We start from the raw sequence: 13,774 nt of genomic DNA on the forward strand, positions 1-13,774 counted from the left end.
TTGCTGCACAAAAGGCTTGGTGGAGCCTAGCGGGATCGAACCGCTGACCTCCTGAATGCAAATCAGGCGCTCTCCCAGCTGAGCTAAGGCCCCATTTGCTCCGCAAATGGGGCCTGGTGTGGGTAAGCGGTTCTTCGAAGAAGAACTGCGGCCACACACCGTCTCCATTCCGGGAGCTGTTCACGCAACCCAAACGGGTCGCACGCAATTGGCAGAGCCAATCGCTTCCGCGACACGTCCAATTTGCGCGGCAAATTGAACGGTGGTGGGTCGAGGAGGACTTGAACCTCCGACCTCACGCTTATCAGGCGTGCGCTCTAACCACCTGAGCTACCGACCCGTAAGCCGGTCCCGGATCGTATCCGGGATGAGATCGTCCGGCGGACGATCACAAGGCGCAGCGCCGAGGAGCGCAAGCTCCGAGGATGACCACTATGGAGACCTTCGGGATCGGCTAGTGAATGCGGCGGTTAACCCGCATTCCGTGTTCTGAAGAGATATGAGGACGGCCTGATCAAGGACGCCTTGAGCAGCGCCCTTTTATGCCCAGCCGTTCCGAAGAACGGGTTACGGGCTGCTAAGTGTTCCACGTTTCCGAGCGAACTCAAAAAGCCAGGAACATCCTTAGAAAGGAGGTGATCCAGCCGCAGGTTCCCCTACGGCTACCTTGTTACGACTTCACCCCAGTCGCTGATCCTACCGTGGTCCGCTGCCTCCCGAAGGTTAGCGCACGGCCGTCAGGTAGAACCAACTCCCATGGTGTGACGGGCGGTGTGTACAAGGCCCGGGAACGTATTCACCGCGTCATGCTGTTACGCGATTACTAGCGATTCCGACTTCATGCCGTCGAGTTGCAGACGACAATCCGAACTGAGACAGTTTTTGGGGATTAACCCATTGTCACTGCCATTGTAGCACGTGTGTAGCCCAACCCGTAAGGGCCATGAGGACTTGACGTCATCCACACCTTCCTCCCGCTTATCACGGGCAGTTTCCCTAGAGTGCCCAGCCGAACTGCTGGCAACTAAGGATGTGGGTTGCGCTCGTTGCCGGACTTAACCGAACATCTCACGACACGAGCTGACGACAGCCATGCAGCACCTGTGTTGAATCCAGCCGAACTGAAGGAAACCGTCTCCGGTAACCGCGATCCACATGTCAAGGGTTGGTAAGGTTCTGCGCGTTGCTTCGAATTAAACCACATGCTCCACCGCTTGTGCGGGCCCCCGTCAATTCCTTTGAGTTTTAATCTTGCGACCGTACTCCCCAGGCGGAATGCTTAATCCGTTAGGTGTGACACCGACAAGCATGCTTGCCGACGTCTGGCATTCATCGTTTACGGTGTGGACTACCAGGGTATCTAATCCTGTTTGCTCCCCACACTTTCGCACCTCAGCGTCAGTATCGAGCCAGTGAGCCGCCTTCGCCACTGGTGTTCCTCCGAATATCTACGAATTTCACCTCTACACTCGGAATTCCACTCACCTCTCTCGAACTCAAGACTAGCAGTATCAAAGGCAGTTCCGGGGTTGAGCCCCGGGATTTCACCTCTGACTGACTAATCCGCCTACGCGCGCTTTACGCCCAGTAATTCCGAACAACGCTAACCCCCTCCGTATTACCGCGGCTGCTGGCACGGAGTTAGCCGGGGTTTCTTTACCTGCTACTGTCATTATCATCACAGGCGAAAGTGCTTTACGACCCTAGGGCCTTCATCACACACGCGGCATGGCTAGATCAGGGTTGCCCCCATTGTCTAAGATTCCCCACTGCTGCCTCCCGTAGGAGTCTGGGCCGTGTCTCAGTCCCAGTGTGGCTGATCATCCTCTCAAACCAGCTATGGATCGTCGGCTTGGTAGGCCGTTACCCCACCAACTACCTAATCCAACGCGGGCCAATCTCTCACCGATAAATCTTTCCCCAAAAGGGCGTATACGGTATTACTCCCAGTTTCCCGGGGCTATTCCGTAGTGAAAGGTATGTTCCCACGCGTTACTCACCCGTCCGCCGCTAACCCGAAGGTTCGCTCGACTTGCATGTGTTAAGCCTGCCGCCAGCGTTCGTTCTGAGCCAGGATCAAACTCTCAAGTTGAAACGCCGCAATCGCGACGTTCTTGACAGAAAGAACCTCTGCACATCATCCCTCGAAGGCTAACCCGAGGGATATCTCTGTTTGCAGTTCATCCTCCAAAGAGAACAAGAACCGACAAACAGTGAAGCTGACACCTTATCATCAGATCGCCGAAGCAACCCTAAAGGCGTAGAGATATACAAAAGTCAGTCAGTCGACATTTTCAACCAAACCGCCCGCATATCCCTTCAGAATATATCACAATGTCAAAGAGCGTGAGGGTCACAAGCACTGGTTGCGCCGTAGAGCGGCGCGCCCGCTTGCTTCCCTCGGAAGTCCCGGTCGGCGTGTCCGCCGCTCGGTGAAGGGGTATTTACGGATCGACTCAGATCTCTGCAAGAGGTTTTTTCACAAAAAGCCCTTTTTTTTAGCCTGCTCTAATTTCATAAATTTTTTCAGATAGTTATCTGCACCTAGATAGCCGAAACAGGCTCTGCCGCAGGTTTTGCCCGGATTGACGAAGCGTCGGCTGGGTGCTGAGAGGCCAGACAGGGATCTTGTACGTTTTGTAGCAGTCTCCAACGACCCTTATTACATTTTGTAACACCCCGGGGACCGCGGACAGGCCGGACTTGCTGCCCCACTTGCGGCGCCCAGAACAGACGTTTGGTCGGCCCCGGGATCGGGGGAGGCGCGACCGGTATGGGCGCGGGAACACCTCGGCGCCCGGGGCCTGATCTCGGCAACCTGCACGCGGGCGCGCACCGCAGAAATACGCCATCGGCTCAACCGCGCTGCGGACGGGTCAGACCATGGATGTGCTTCGCAGGCGGGCAGCATTGGCGAAGTTCACGTCAGGTGCCTCCGGTCTGTGAAGCGGCAACGGCCCGCGCGTGCCGTCAGGCGCGCGTGGCCCCCGGGGCGGGTGCGCGTCTGGGCAGTTTGAGCCGGGCGGCCAGCAAGCCGAGCGTGATCGCAAGGTAGCTCAGCGCCTCGACCTCCCACACCTTCTGGACCATGACGAAATGGACGGCCCCGAGCAGGATCGCCGGATAGACCAGCTTGTGCAGTTTCTGCCAGGCCGCCGCCCCCATCCTGCGCAATGACCGGTTGTTGGAGGTGATCGCCAAGGGCACGAGCAGTACGAAGCCGACCATGCCGATGGTGATGTAGGGGCGCTTGTAGATATCCTTGAGCATCTGGTCCCAATAGAGCTGCATATCCAGAAGCACCCAGGTCGCCAGATGCAGGATGACGTAGACAAACGCCAGAAGGCCGATCGGGCGCCGCCACTTGATCAGGTTGATCCCGGCAAAACGACGCAGCGGTGTGATCGCAAGGCCCGCGATCAGAAGTTGCAGCGCAATGAGGCCGAGTTCATGCTCGATGACCTTCACCGGATCCACGCCGAGGCTGCCGCGCGCGGCCTGAAAGAACAGCCACGCCACCGGCAGGGGCGCCAGCGCATAGAAAGCCCAGTTGGGCACGCGCCGGGCGAAGGAATTGATCGCGTTGCGCATCAGATGAATTTTGTCAGGTCCATACCCGCGTAAAGGCTTGCGACCTCTTCCTCGTAGCCATTGAACATCAGGGTCGGACGGCGTTTGGCGAACAGGCCATCGCCGATGCGGCGTTCGGTGGCTTGCGACCAGCGCGGATGATCCACCGTGGGGTTCACGTTGGAGTAGAAGCCATACTCACGTGGCTGGAGCATGTTCCAAGTTGCAGGCGGCTGCGTATCGGTGAAGCTGATCCGCACGATGGATTTGATCGACTTGAACCCGTATTTCCAGGGCACGACCAGGCGGATCGGTGCGCCGTTCTGCTTCGGCATGGGCTCGCCGTAGATCCCGGTGCCCATCAGGGTCAGGGGGTGCATCGCCTCGTCCATGCGCAGCCCTTCGCGATAGGGCCAGTCGATGTTGCTGCGCGCCAGGCCCGGCATCTCGGACGGACGCTCCAACGTTTCGAAGGCCACATATTTTGCGCCCGGCTGCGGGCTGAACTTGTTCAGTATCTTGCTCAGTTCGATCCCGTTCCACGGGATGACCATCGACCACGCCTCGACGCAGCGGAAGCGGTAGATGCGTTCTTCGACCTCCGCCTCGTCGATCAGATCCGCCAGATCATATGTCCCGGGGCGATCGACAAGGCCGTCGACCTTCACCGACCACGGATCGATCGTCATCTGGCCTGCATACTTCGCAGGATCGTCCTTGCCCGTGCCGAACTCGTAGAAGTTGTTGTACGCCTTGATGTCCTCAAGCGTGTTCGGCGTTTCGCCCCCGGCAAAATCCCGGGCCGCAGCGGGCAGCGGCAGGATCGTGGCTGCACCCATGGCAGCCGCCCCACGCAGCAGGGCGCGGCGGTTCAGGAACACCTCCTTCGGGGTAACATCGGCATAGGTCAGGTCGGTGCGAAAGCGGCGCATGAAACTCTCCGTCTTGGGTCTGGGCAACAGGTAGCGATAAGTGGTCCGGTTTCCAAAGCAAGTTGCCTCACGTTTGAGAGGGTGATTGCAACAATTGGCCGGGCCCGCGACGGACGGACTTGGGCCCGCTTGGGTCGCAGCCACTCACCGGGGTGTGATAATTGCTTCAAATCGCGGCAAAATATCCAGCTCCGCCGCAGCAAATCATCACATCAAATCACCCATAAGTGACTAGAAGCCGAAAATCCGCATGGCTTAGTCAGGTTCTTTTTCCCGTCAAGGTCCGCAGAACAGCTTCGGCGGAAAGCCCCGGTCGAAAACGCGCCTAAATACCGCTCACCAACACTCAAGGGGAGGCATGGTGCCGCCCCGGACATCAGGAGATTGACACATGATCCGCAGAACTTTCCTTGCCGCATCCGCAGCCGTCATGATGGCAGGTTCCGCCTTTGCCATGGATAAGGACGATCCGGCAAAGGACATCGTGGACATCGCGATCGAGGCAGGCAGCTTCACCACGCTGGTCGCCGCCGTGGAAGCCGCAGGTCTGGTCGACACGTTGAAGGGCGAGGGCCCGTTCACGGTGTTCGCGCCGACCGACGAGGCATTCGCCGCCCTGCCCGAGGGCACGGTTGAAGATTTGCTGAAGCCGGAGAACAAGGACCAGTTGACGGCGATCCTGACCTACCACGTGATCCCAGCCAAGGTGATGTCGGGCGATCTGTCCAACAACATGACAGCAGGCACCGTCCAGGGCAGCGATGTGACCATCATGACCGAAGGCGGCGTGACCGTTGAGGGCGCAAGCGTTGTTTCCGCCGACATCGAAGCGTCCAACGGCGTGATCCACGTTATCGACGCCGTGATCTTGCCCTCGAGCTGATCCGGCCCACGTTAGCGATTGGGGACAGCCCGCCATGGGCTGTCCCTTTTTACTTGAACTGCAAAAAAGGAGCGGGAGGACACTCATGATGAACCGACGCACCACACTCAAATCACTTGTTGCCGTAGGGGCGCTGACGGCCCTGACAGCATGCGGAACCAACACCGGCGAAGGGACAGCGTCAATCGCGCGCCTCGTCACGACGAGCCCCGATTTCTCGACGCTACTGGCGGCGGCTTCCGCGGCAGACCTGACTGATGTGCTGGCCAGCGAAGGCCCGCTGACGGTCTTTGCGCCGACCAATGAGGCGTTCGCCGCGCTGCCCGAAGGCACGCTGGAAACGCTGCTGCTGCCCGAGAACAAGGAAACGCTCGCGCAGATCATCTCCTATCACGTGGTTCCCGGCTCCTATCCGGCAGGCTCGCTGGTGGGCAACACCGGCTCGCTGACCACGGCCGAAGGCGGGACCGTGGCCATTGACGGCACCGGCACCAGCGTGAAGGTCAACGACGCGTTCGTGACCCAGGCGAACATCGCCGCATCGAACGGCGTGATCCACGCCATCGATTCTGTCATGCTTCCCTGACGATGCCCCGCCCGGCCGCGTCGCTCACGCGTGGCCGGGCTTGCCGCCCCTGCCCGCCTGCGCCACTGTGCCCGCAACTTGGGGAGGGTTGAATGCAACAGAATTCCGAAAAGAAGACGGCCATTGTCACGGGCGCAGCGCGCGGTATCGGGCTGGCGACGACTCAGTTGTTTCTGGAGAATGGCTACAGGGTCGCGATGGTGGACCGCGACGTCCCGGCCCTGTCCGAGGCGGCGGCTGGTTTGGACGAGGTTCTGACCATCGACTGCGACGTGTCGAACCCGCAGGCCGTCCCCCGCATGATTTCCGACACGCTGGACCGGTTCGGACGGATCGACGCGTTGGTCAACAATGCAGGCGTCGCCGATTTCGGGCCCATCGAGGAGACCGGGTTCGACCGTTGGAGAACGGTGATGGCCACCAATCTGGACGGGGTGTTTTTGTGCACGCATCACGCCACGCCCGCGCTGAAGGAGACACGCGGTGCGATCGTGAACATCGGGTCGATCTCCGGCCTGCGCGCGTCCACCCTGCGCGTGGCCTACGGGACGTCGAAGGGCGCGGTCATCCACCTGACCAAGCAACATGCGGCGGAACTTGGGGAGTACGGGATTCGGGCGAACTGCGTCTGCCCGGGGCCAGTGCGCACGAAGCTGGCGATGGCCGTTCATTCACAGGACATCATCGATGCCTATCACGACGCGATCCCACTGAACCGCTACGGGTCGGAGCGCGAAATCGCGGAAGTGATCGTGTTCCTGTGTTCAGACAAGGCCAGCTACGTTACCGGCCAGGTCATCGCCGCAGACGGCGGCTTTGACTCAACGGGCATCGGCTTGCCCGCCTTGCGCGCCTGACGCGCGCGGGCAGCCTCAGACAAACAGGGCAGCAGCCACCGACAGGCCGGAGATGGTGACAAACAGCATATAGGCAATCTTTGCCGTGTCGTGGTCCGGCTTTGCAACGGTCTGATTTGCGGTCTCAATCTGCATTTCGGGTACTCCCTTCACACACTCTACTGCGTTGGTTACGACGCGGATACGCGCGCCGCAGACCGGTCTAATGTCGGCCCGTGACCGCCATTGGTCCGCAAGAAGACCATTCCAAGACTTATTGCGGCACCCCTGTGGCGAGGTCTTCGATCTGGCAGGTCGCGCTGGCCTTCAGGTGCGCGCGGGCTTCGGGCGCTTCGTAGCGGCGGTACCGTCCGTCGGAGTTTGCCGGACAATCGAGCGCCAGTCCGGCAGAGACCAGCGCCTGTCCGATATCCTCCCCATCGGCAAAGCAGGTGCCCGACCAATAGCTGAGCAGACCGCTGCCCTGCATCCGGCACGTCACCATCTTTCCGGCCACGAAATCCTCGACCAGACGCTTGGCCTGCGCGCCCTGGTCCGAGTTCGCGTGCGGCAGGTCGATACCGTCGAGCCGTACAGCCGTTCCGGACATAACAAGCGTTCCGGCATCCGCAACATAGACGTCGCCCTGGGGGGCCGCGAGCAACAATACAAATGCAACCAGTGGGATCATAAGACCCTCCTTGCTTCGTCATGAAAACGTTACAATGATAGCACGTTGTACCTTGCGTATCAAAAATAAACTTTTTGTTTCTTTTTTTGAGATTTCGGGTTTAGAAATGTCGACGTGAAAATCGGAACGATCATATCGCGTGCGCGCCGAGCCACTGGCCTGAAGCAAAAGGAGCTTGCCGAAGCGGCGGGTGTGCATGTTCAGACGCTGAAACGTCTGGAGGGGGGATCAGGTGCCGGGTATGAAACGGTCAAAGCTCTTGAGAAAGCGTTAAGAAAGAACGGCGCCCGCTGGGAAGAGACAGACAAGGGCGTGCGGCTGACCGTGGAACTTGGGGATTAGCACCACGCGCCGACGGCGGCGCGTGGCTGGCGTTGGGGCGCGTTAGCCGCCCTGGGCCGCGGTGCATTCCCGCGCGGCTTCGATGGCCTTCATGGTACCATCCAGACTGATCGCAAAGGAAAATTCCGAATTCGGCAGGACCACGGCCGTGTATTGCTGCATGATGTCCGTAACGAATTGCGGATCATCCGTGACCACGTAACCGCCGGTGTACCCGTCCCGCAGGCTGGTGGTCAGCGTGCGCGCCGTGCCCACGTACAGGTTCTCGCCAATCAGCACCGCAACCGGGTCCTCCCCGGACGTCAGGCCAATGTCCGCCTTGGTGAACACGCCCAGATAGCCGACACCGCGATCTGCTGTCAGGCCCATCTGCACGACGTTCTCATTGGCATCAACGCTTTCGATCATGCAGGTCTTGCGGTCTTCGTTGACGAAGATGCTCCAGCCTTCGACGCTGCCGTACGGTGTGAAGGTCGTGCTCTCGGATGGCAGGACATCAGTGTTTGCGGAAGCCACAGATGCCGTGCCTGTGATGAAAAGGGCGGCCAAGAGGGTCTTGAAGGTCATGTATCGTCTCCTGAGTGTGGATCGTCAGCTTGAAAATGCCCTTCGAGTTAGCCGCGTGCCCTTACGACATGCAATGCAAAAAGGGCCCCATCGGGGGCCCTTTTGATGAGATTTAATGCACGACCGCGTCGCTTGGCGGCTCCCGCCGCGAGCTTGAGATACGGTCGCCGACGATCAGGCCGTCGGCCCCCGCACTGACGGGCACCGTGTCGCCATCAGCCACGTCACCGGCGAGGATCATCTCTGCCAGCTGATCCTGCAACGCGCGCTGGATCACCCGCTTGAGAGGACGCGCCCCGAAGACCGGGTCGTAGCCCTCGTCCGCCAGCCATGTCCGCGCTCCCGCGTCCAGATCGAGCGCGATCTCGCGCCCGGCGAGGCGTTTTTCGAGACGGGCCAGCTGGATATCTACGATCCCGTCCATATCCGCGCGGCTGAGGCGGTCGAAGATGATCGTCTCGTCCAGGCGGTTCAGGAACTCGGGCCGGAAATGCGCGCGCACCGCATCCATGACATCGCGCTTGGCATCCGAGGCATCGGCGTCCTCGGGGAGTTGGCTAAGTGCCTGCGCGCCGAGGTTCGAGGTCAGGATGATCAGCGTCTGCTTGAAGTCGACCGTACGGCCCTGGCCATCGGTCAGCACCCCGTCATCGAGCACCTGCAAGAGCACGTTGAAGACATCCGGATGCGCCTTTTCGACCTCGTCGAACAGCACGACCTGATACGGCCGCCGACGGACAGCTTCGGTCAGAACGCCGCCTTCATCATAGCCGACATACCCCGGAGGCGCGCCGATCAGACGGGCCACCGCATGCTTTTCCATGAACTCCGACATGTCGATGCGCACCATTGCGCTGTCATCGTCGAACAGGAACTCGGCCACGGCCTTCGTGAGTTCGGTCTTGCCCACACCTGTCGGGCCAAGAAACAGGAACGATCCCAACGGTCGGTTCTCGTCATTGAGCCCGGCGCGCGCACGACGTACGGCGTTGGACAGGGCGTGCACGGCAGATTTCTGGCCGATGACACGCGCACCCAGCGCCTCTTCCATGCGCAAGAGCTTCTCGCGGTCGCCTTCGAGCATCTTGGAGGTCGGAATACCCGTCCAGCGTTCCACCACGGACGCGATCTGCTCGGGGCGCACGGCCTCTTCTACCATGACGTCGTCTTCGGTGTTCTCGGCCTCGGCCAGTTCCTTCTCCAGCTTGGGGATGACGCCATAGGACAACTCTCCGGCGGCAGCCAGATCGCCCTGCCGCTTGGCCGCGTCCAGATCGGCGCGCGCGCGGTCGAGCTTTTCCTTGATGTCGCGCGCGGAGGCGAGCTTGTCCCGCTCCGACTGCCACTTGGCGGTCATCTCGGAGGATTTCTCCTGCAACTCCGCTAACTCTTTCTCCAGCTTTTCGAGCCGCGAGACAGAAGCATCGTCATCCTCTTTCTTGAGCGCTTCGGCCTCGATCTGCTTTTGCAGGATCTCACGATCCAGCGCGTCGAGTTCCTCGGGTTTGCTGTCCACTTCCATGCGCAGGCGCGAGGCGGCCTCGTCCACAAGGTCGATGGCCTTGTCGGGCAGAAACCGGTCGGTGATGTAGCGATGCGACAGGGTCGCCGCTGCCACAAGGGCGCTGTCGGAGATGCGCACGCCGTGGTGCACCTCGTACTTTTCCTTGATGCCACGCAGGATGGAAACGGTGTCTTCCACCGTCGGTTCCTCGATGATCACGGGCTGGAAGCGGCGCGCGAGGGCTGCGTCTTTTTCGACATACTTGCGGTATTCGTCGAGTGTGGTCGCGCCCACGCAATGCAACTCCCCGCGCGCAAGAGCAGGCTTGATCAGGTTGGCGGCATCCATCGCGCCATCGGTTTTGCCCGCGCCGACAAGCGTGTGCATTTCGTCGATGAACAGGATGATTTCACCTGCCGCGGCTGTAATCTCCGAAAGAATGGCTTTCAGTCGTTCTTCGAACTCGCCGCGATACTTCGCGCCCGCAATCAGCGCGCCCATATCAAGGGCCATCAGGGTCTTGTTCTTGAGGCTTTCGGGCACATCGCCATTGATGATCCGCAACGCGAGACCTTCGGCAATCGCGGTTTTACCCACGCCCGGTTCCCCGATCAGCACCGGGTTGTTCTTGGTCCGGCGGCTGAGAACCTGCATCGTACGGCGGATTTCCTCGTCCCGTCCGATGATCGGGTCGATCTTGCCGTCGCGGGCCGCTGCGGTCAGGTCGCGCGCGTATTTCTTCAGCGCGTCATACCCTTCCTCGGCAGATGCGGTATCGGCCGTGCGGCCCTTGCGAATGTCGTTGATCGCGGAGTTCAGACCCATCGCAGTCACGGCCCCCGCCTCCAGCGCCTTTTTCGCGCCCGAGTTCACCACCGCCAACGCGGTCAGGATGCGTTCGACCGGTACGAAGCTGTCGCCGGCCTTGGTTGCGATCTTGTCGGCTTCGTCCAGCACCTTGGCGGTCTGCTGATCCATGTAGGTTTGCGCGCCATCGCCCGATACCTTGGGCAATTTGGACAGGGCCAGATCATTGGCCTCCACCACGCGGGCCGGATCGCCGCCCGCACTCTTGATCAGGTTGGCGGCAAGCCCCTGATCATCATCCATCAATGCTTTCAGCAAATGCTCGGGCACCATGCGCTGGTGATTGTCCCGCATCGCGATGGTCTGGGCGGCCTGAAGGAAGCCGCGCGACCGTTCCGTGAACTTCTCTAGGTTCATCGGTCTCTCCTTTTTTCCAAGCGCTTGCCCGGTTCGACGCCCGCCCGGCGGCACGTCGTATCGCAAGCCTCCCATCTCAAATGGGCGTGAAGAAAGCGTTGCGCAAGGGCAACAGAGTGGGAATGGGAGCAGTTTTTTCCACACCTGAACGAAGGCCACAGACCTGTTACAGTGGTGGCGCAGTCTTTGGCTCATTTTTCAGACGGAGGAATTTTCAGATGTTCCGATTGGCAACCTATAATCTTGAGAACCTTGAGGAGGATCAGGACGGCGGGAGCGATCCAACCTTTGCCGCCCGTGCCGCCGTGATCCGCCCTGCGCTAGAGCGGCTGCGTGCGGATATCATCTGCTTTCAGGAGATCAACGGACAGGAACGCCCAGGTGCGAAGCGCGATATCCTAGCCCTGCGAGAGTTGCTGACCACGACCCGGTACGCGGATCATCAGTTGATAACCACCAAGACCGAAAGCGGAAACGAGGCCTATAACGAGCGCAACCTCGTCACCGCGCTGCCGCCGGGTTGGGAGGTTCTGGACACCCAGCAGATCAACCAGGACCGGATGGAGGCGCCAGTATTCAAGCGCACCGTCCTGCCGGGAGAGGAAGCCAAGCCCCAACGCTGGGAACGTCCGCTTCTGTATGTGCAGGCGCGCCCGCCGGGGGGAACGGTCCTGCATATCCTGAACGTGCATTTCAAGTCGAAGCTGGCCACGCGGTTTGCCCCGCTGATGGAGGACCGGTTCACCTGGAACAGCGCGTCCGGGTGGGCGGAGGGGTTTTTCCTGTCATCGGTCAAGCGCGTGGGGGCGGCCCTGGAGGCGCGGCTGGTCATCGACGACATCTTCGACACTGACCCAGACGCCCGTATCGTGATCGCGGGTGACTTCAATGCGCTGTCGGACGAGGTGCCGGTGATGGCCGTGCGCGGCCGTGTGGAGGAGACCGGCAATGGCGCGCTGGCCGGCCGCGTGATGATCCCGCTGGAGGACAACGTGCCGGAATCGTCGCGGTTCACCCTCTATCACCATGGGCACGGCGAGATGATCGACCACATTCTGGCGTCACGTAACATGCTGGCAGCCTTCAGCCATACCGAGATCCACAACGAAATCCTGCCCGACGAATCCATCGCGTTTCGCGGCGATGCGGATTTCCCGGAGCCCGACCACGCCCCGGTCGTGGCCGCGTTCCATGACGATCTATGGCAGGCAGTGAGCTAAAAACGCGAGCCTTTGCCGCCTGCGCCGCAGAAATGCCTACAAGCAAAGCTCATAATCGGAGGCTTCGACACTCACTACGTTCCCGTCCTCCGCGTGCCACCTGACTGAATAGCCATACCCACATAGTGGAACGGGGAAAAACCTGTCCTGCGCTACCCTCGGGCGTTCAAGATAGGTTTCCGGAAGGGAAGCTTGAAACCTAGCATGGGCTTCAACAAATTCCGTGTAGTCGGCGTACTGCTTGCTGGAGTCGTAGTAAGTGATCGCTGCGATCCTGCCATCCTCAGTGTATCTCACGCCATTGTCTTTCGGGATCAACACCTTGAAGCCTTTGTTTTGCAAGATTTCGATAAATTCTTCTTCTGAGCCTACCTTCTCAGCCAAGCGCTCGACGTTATTTTGAAAGTCCAAGCGCCAGGTGAACGGGTGATCTCTCGCCAAATGCGGAGGACCCCAGAAAAGAAACAAAGCGAGAGGAATACCACCCCAAATAAGGATGTTCCAAACCAGTAGTTTATCGGGCCGCCTGACTCTCATTCACTGGACGTAAAACCCCTCCAACGCTGTTTCAAGAAATCGACTCACAATCGATAAACCGGCAACTACATCATGGCATGCTGAGCTTTCCTCGCGGAAAGACGATCTGCTTGCCTCTATTGCCGAAAAGTCTCTGATCAGGCATCACGCGCCGAACTGCGCAAAGGAACGCTTAATGACCAAAGCAGATGACCGCCTGATCGTGGCCCTGGACGTGCCGAACGCACTGGCCGGGTTGGAGCTTGCAGGCAGACTTGGGGGTACGGTCGGGTTCTACAAGATCGGGTTGGGCATGCTGACAGGCGGTGGGCTGGCGCTGGCCAACGAGTTGAAGCTCGATCACGGCAAGCGGATCTTCCTCGACATAAAACTCTTTGACATCGGCAACACGGTGGAGGCTGCTGTGCGCGGACTGGCGCAGTTCGATCTGGATTTCCTGACCGTGCACGGCGACCCGCATGTGGTGGCGGCCGCCAAGCAAGGGGCCGCGGGGTCGAACATGAAGATCCTTGCAGTGACGATTCTGACCTCGCTCAACCGCGATGATCTGGACGCGAGCCTGATCAAGCCGGGTGCGATTTCCGATCTGGTGCCGGAGCGCGCGGGCCGGGCATTCGACGCGGGCGCCGACGGGGTCATCGCCTCGCCGCAGGAAGCCGCCGTGATCCGCGCCTTGCCGGAGGCAGCGGGGCGGTTGATCGTGACGCCCGGGGTACGCCCGACGGGGGCGGCACTGGGCGATCAGAAACGCGTGGCCACGCCGGCGGCGGCTATCGCAGACGGGGCCGATCACATCGTGGTCGGGCGTCCGATCTATCAGGCGGCGGACCCGCGCGGTGCGGCGGAGGCCGTTCTGGCCGAATTGGCGGGCGTCTGACGGGA

At 60.3% G+C, this 13,774-nt stretch carries 12 protein-coding genes, 2 tRNA genes and 1 rRNA gene; 6 read left to right on the forward strand and 9 right to left on the reverse strand.

The window, feature by feature from the left end; genetic code table 11:
* Positions 1-17 precede the first annotated feature (17 nt).
* The 5 genes from ACP15N_RS07140 to msrP form a co-directional block, all read right to left on the reverse strand.
* Positions 18-93 (reverse strand) — tRNA-Ala (locus ACP15N_RS07140).
* 170 nt (positions 94-263) lie between these two features.
* Positions 264-340, reverse strand: a tRNA-Ile gene (locus tag ACP15N_RS07145).
* A 288-nt stretch (positions 341-628) separates the two neighbouring features.
* A 16S ribosomal RNA gene (locus ACP15N_RS07150) occupies positions 629-2,092 on the reverse strand.
* 878 nt (positions 2,093-2,970) lie between these two features.
* Complete coding sequence (gene msrQ, locus ACP15N_RS07155; protein WP_425091526.1) at positions 2,971-3,591, reverse strand: protein-methionine-sulfoxide reductase heme-binding subunit MsrQ; 621 nt, start codon at positions 3,589-3,591, stop codon at positions 2,971-2,973.
* The gene (gene msrP, locus ACP15N_RS07160; RefSeq protein ID WP_425091527.1) at positions 3,591-4,502 is read right to left on the reverse strand and encodes a protein-methionine-sulfoxide reductase catalytic subunit MsrP; all 912 of its coding nucleotides are present in this window, start codon (positions 4,500-4,502) and stop codon (positions 3,591-3,593) included. The genes msrQ and msrP overlap by 1 nt, the downstream gene beginning before the upstream one ends.
* Before the next feature lie 391 nt (positions 4,503-4,893).
* Here msrP and ACP15N_RS07165 point away from each other — a divergent pair, with 391 nt between their 5' ends.
* From ACP15N_RS07165 to ACP15N_RS07175, 3 genes are all read left to right on the forward strand, one after another.
* A complete protein-coding gene (locus ACP15N_RS07165; protein WP_425091528.1) occupies positions 4,894-5,385 on the forward strand; it encodes a fasciclin domain-containing protein in 492 nt (163 codons plus the stop codon).
* Between the two features lie 88 nt (positions 5,386-5,473).
* Complete coding sequence (locus ACP15N_RS07170) at positions 5,474-5,971, forward strand: fasciclin domain-containing protein (RefSeq protein ID WP_425091529.1); 498 nt, start codon at positions 5,474-5,476, stop codon at positions 5,969-5,971.
* Between the two features lie 92 nt (positions 5,972-6,063).
* The gene (locus ACP15N_RS07175) at positions 6,064-6,828 is read left to right on the forward strand and encodes an SDR family NAD(P)-dependent oxidoreductase (protein ID WP_425091530.1); all 765 of its coding nucleotides are present in this window, start codon (positions 6,064-6,066) and stop codon (positions 6,826-6,828) included.
* 253 nt (positions 6,829-7,081) lie between these two features.
* Here the strand turns inward: ACP15N_RS07175 and ACP15N_RS07180 are convergent, their stop codons facing one another.
* The gene (locus ACP15N_RS07180) at positions 7,082-7,498 is read right to left on the reverse strand and encodes a thermonuclease family protein (protein WP_425091531.1); all 417 of its coding nucleotides are present in this window, start codon (positions 7,496-7,498) and stop codon (positions 7,082-7,084) included.
* A gap of 114 nt (positions 7,499-7,612) precedes the next feature.
* Between ACP15N_RS07180 and ACP15N_RS07185 the strand changes: the two genes are divergently transcribed.
* Positions 7,613-7,840, forward strand: coding sequence for a helix-turn-helix domain-containing protein (locus tag ACP15N_RS07185; protein ID WP_425091532.1), 228 nt, complete (start codon positions 7,613-7,615; stop codon positions 7,838-7,840).
* A gap of 42 nt (positions 7,841-7,882) precedes the next feature.
* Here the strand turns inward: ACP15N_RS07185 and ACP15N_RS07190 are convergent, their stop codons facing one another.
* A complete protein-coding gene (locus ACP15N_RS07190; RefSeq protein WP_425091533.1) occupies positions 7,883-8,407 on the reverse strand; it encodes a hypothetical protein in 525 nt (174 codons plus the stop codon).
* A 112-nt stretch (positions 8,408-8,519) separates the two neighbouring features.
* Positions 8,520-11,135, reverse strand: coding sequence for an ATP-dependent chaperone ClpB (gene clpB / locus ACP15N_RS07195; RefSeq protein ID WP_425091534.1), 2,616 nt, complete (start codon positions 11,133-11,135; stop codon positions 8,520-8,522).
* 218 nt (positions 11,136-11,353) lie between these two features.
* Between clpB and ACP15N_RS07200 the strand changes: the two genes are divergently transcribed.
* The gene (locus ACP15N_RS07200; RefSeq protein ID WP_425091535.1) at positions 11,354-12,355 is read left to right on the forward strand and encodes an endonuclease/exonuclease/phosphatase family protein; all 1,002 of its coding nucleotides are present in this window, start codon (positions 11,354-11,356) and stop codon (positions 12,353-12,355) included.
* Between the two features lie 36 nt (positions 12,356-12,391).
* On the opposite strand, the gene ACP15N_RS07205 is transcribed toward ACP15N_RS07200, so the two are convergent.
* A complete protein-coding gene (locus tag ACP15N_RS07205; protein WP_425091536.1) occupies positions 12,392-12,739 on the reverse strand; it encodes a hypothetical protein in 348 nt (115 codons plus the stop codon).
* Between the two features lie 328 nt (positions 12,740-13,067).
* Between ACP15N_RS07205 and pyrF the strand changes: the two genes are divergently transcribed.
* Positions 13,068-13,769: an orotidine-5'-phosphate decarboxylase gene (gene pyrF / locus ACP15N_RS07210; protein WP_425091537.1), complete on the forward strand. Its 702-nt coding sequence runs from the start codon at positions 13,068-13,070 to the stop codon at positions 13,767-13,769.
* Positions 13,770-13,774 lie beyond the last annotated feature (5 nt).

This window comes from Tropicimonas sp. S265A (assembly GCF_049800835.1).
In the GTDB taxonomy this organism is placed as follows: Bacteria; Pseudomonadota; Alphaproteobacteria; order Rhodobacterales; family Rhodobacteraceae; genus Dinoroseobacter.

Bases quoted from the DNA above. Each gene is read 5' to 3' on its own strand.
- msrQ (WP_425091526.1), bottom strand. From the start codon at position 3,591: ATGCGCAACGCGATCAATTCCTTCGCCCGGCGCGTGCCCAACTGGGCT.
- msrP (WP_425091527.1), bottom strand. From the start codon at position 4,502: ATGCGCCGCTTTCGCACCGACCTGACCTATGCCGATGTTACCCCGAAG.
- ACP15N_RS07165 (WP_425091528.1), top strand. From the start codon at position 4,894: ATGATCCGCAGAACTTTCCTTGCCGCATCCGCAGCCGTCATGATGGCA.
- ACP15N_RS07170 (WP_425091529.1), top strand. From the start codon at position 5,474: ATGAACCGACGCACCACACTCAAATCACTTGTTGCCGTAGGGGCGCTG.
- ACP15N_RS07175 (WP_425091530.1), top strand. From the start codon at position 6,064: ATGCAACAGAATTCCGAAAAGAAGACGGCCATTGTCACGGGCGCAGCG.
- ACP15N_RS07180 (WP_425091531.1), bottom strand. From the start codon at position 7,498: ATGATCCCACTGGTTGCATTTGTATTGTTGCTCGCGGCCCCCCAGGGC.
- ACP15N_RS07190 (WP_425091533.1), bottom strand. From the start codon at position 8,407: ATGACCTTCAAGACCCTCTTGGCCGCCCTTTTCATCACAGGCACGGCA.
- clpB (WP_425091534.1), bottom strand. From the start codon at position 11,135: ATGAACCTAGAGAAGTTCACGGAACGGTCGCGCGGCTTCCTTCAGGCC.
- ACP15N_RS07200 (WP_425091535.1), top strand. From the start codon at position 11,354: ATGTTCCGATTGGCAACCTATAATCTTGAGAACCTTGAGGAGGATCAG.
- pyrF (WP_425091537.1), top strand. From the start codon at position 13,068: ATGACCAAAGCAGATGACCGCCTGATCGTGGCCCTGGACGTGCCGAAC.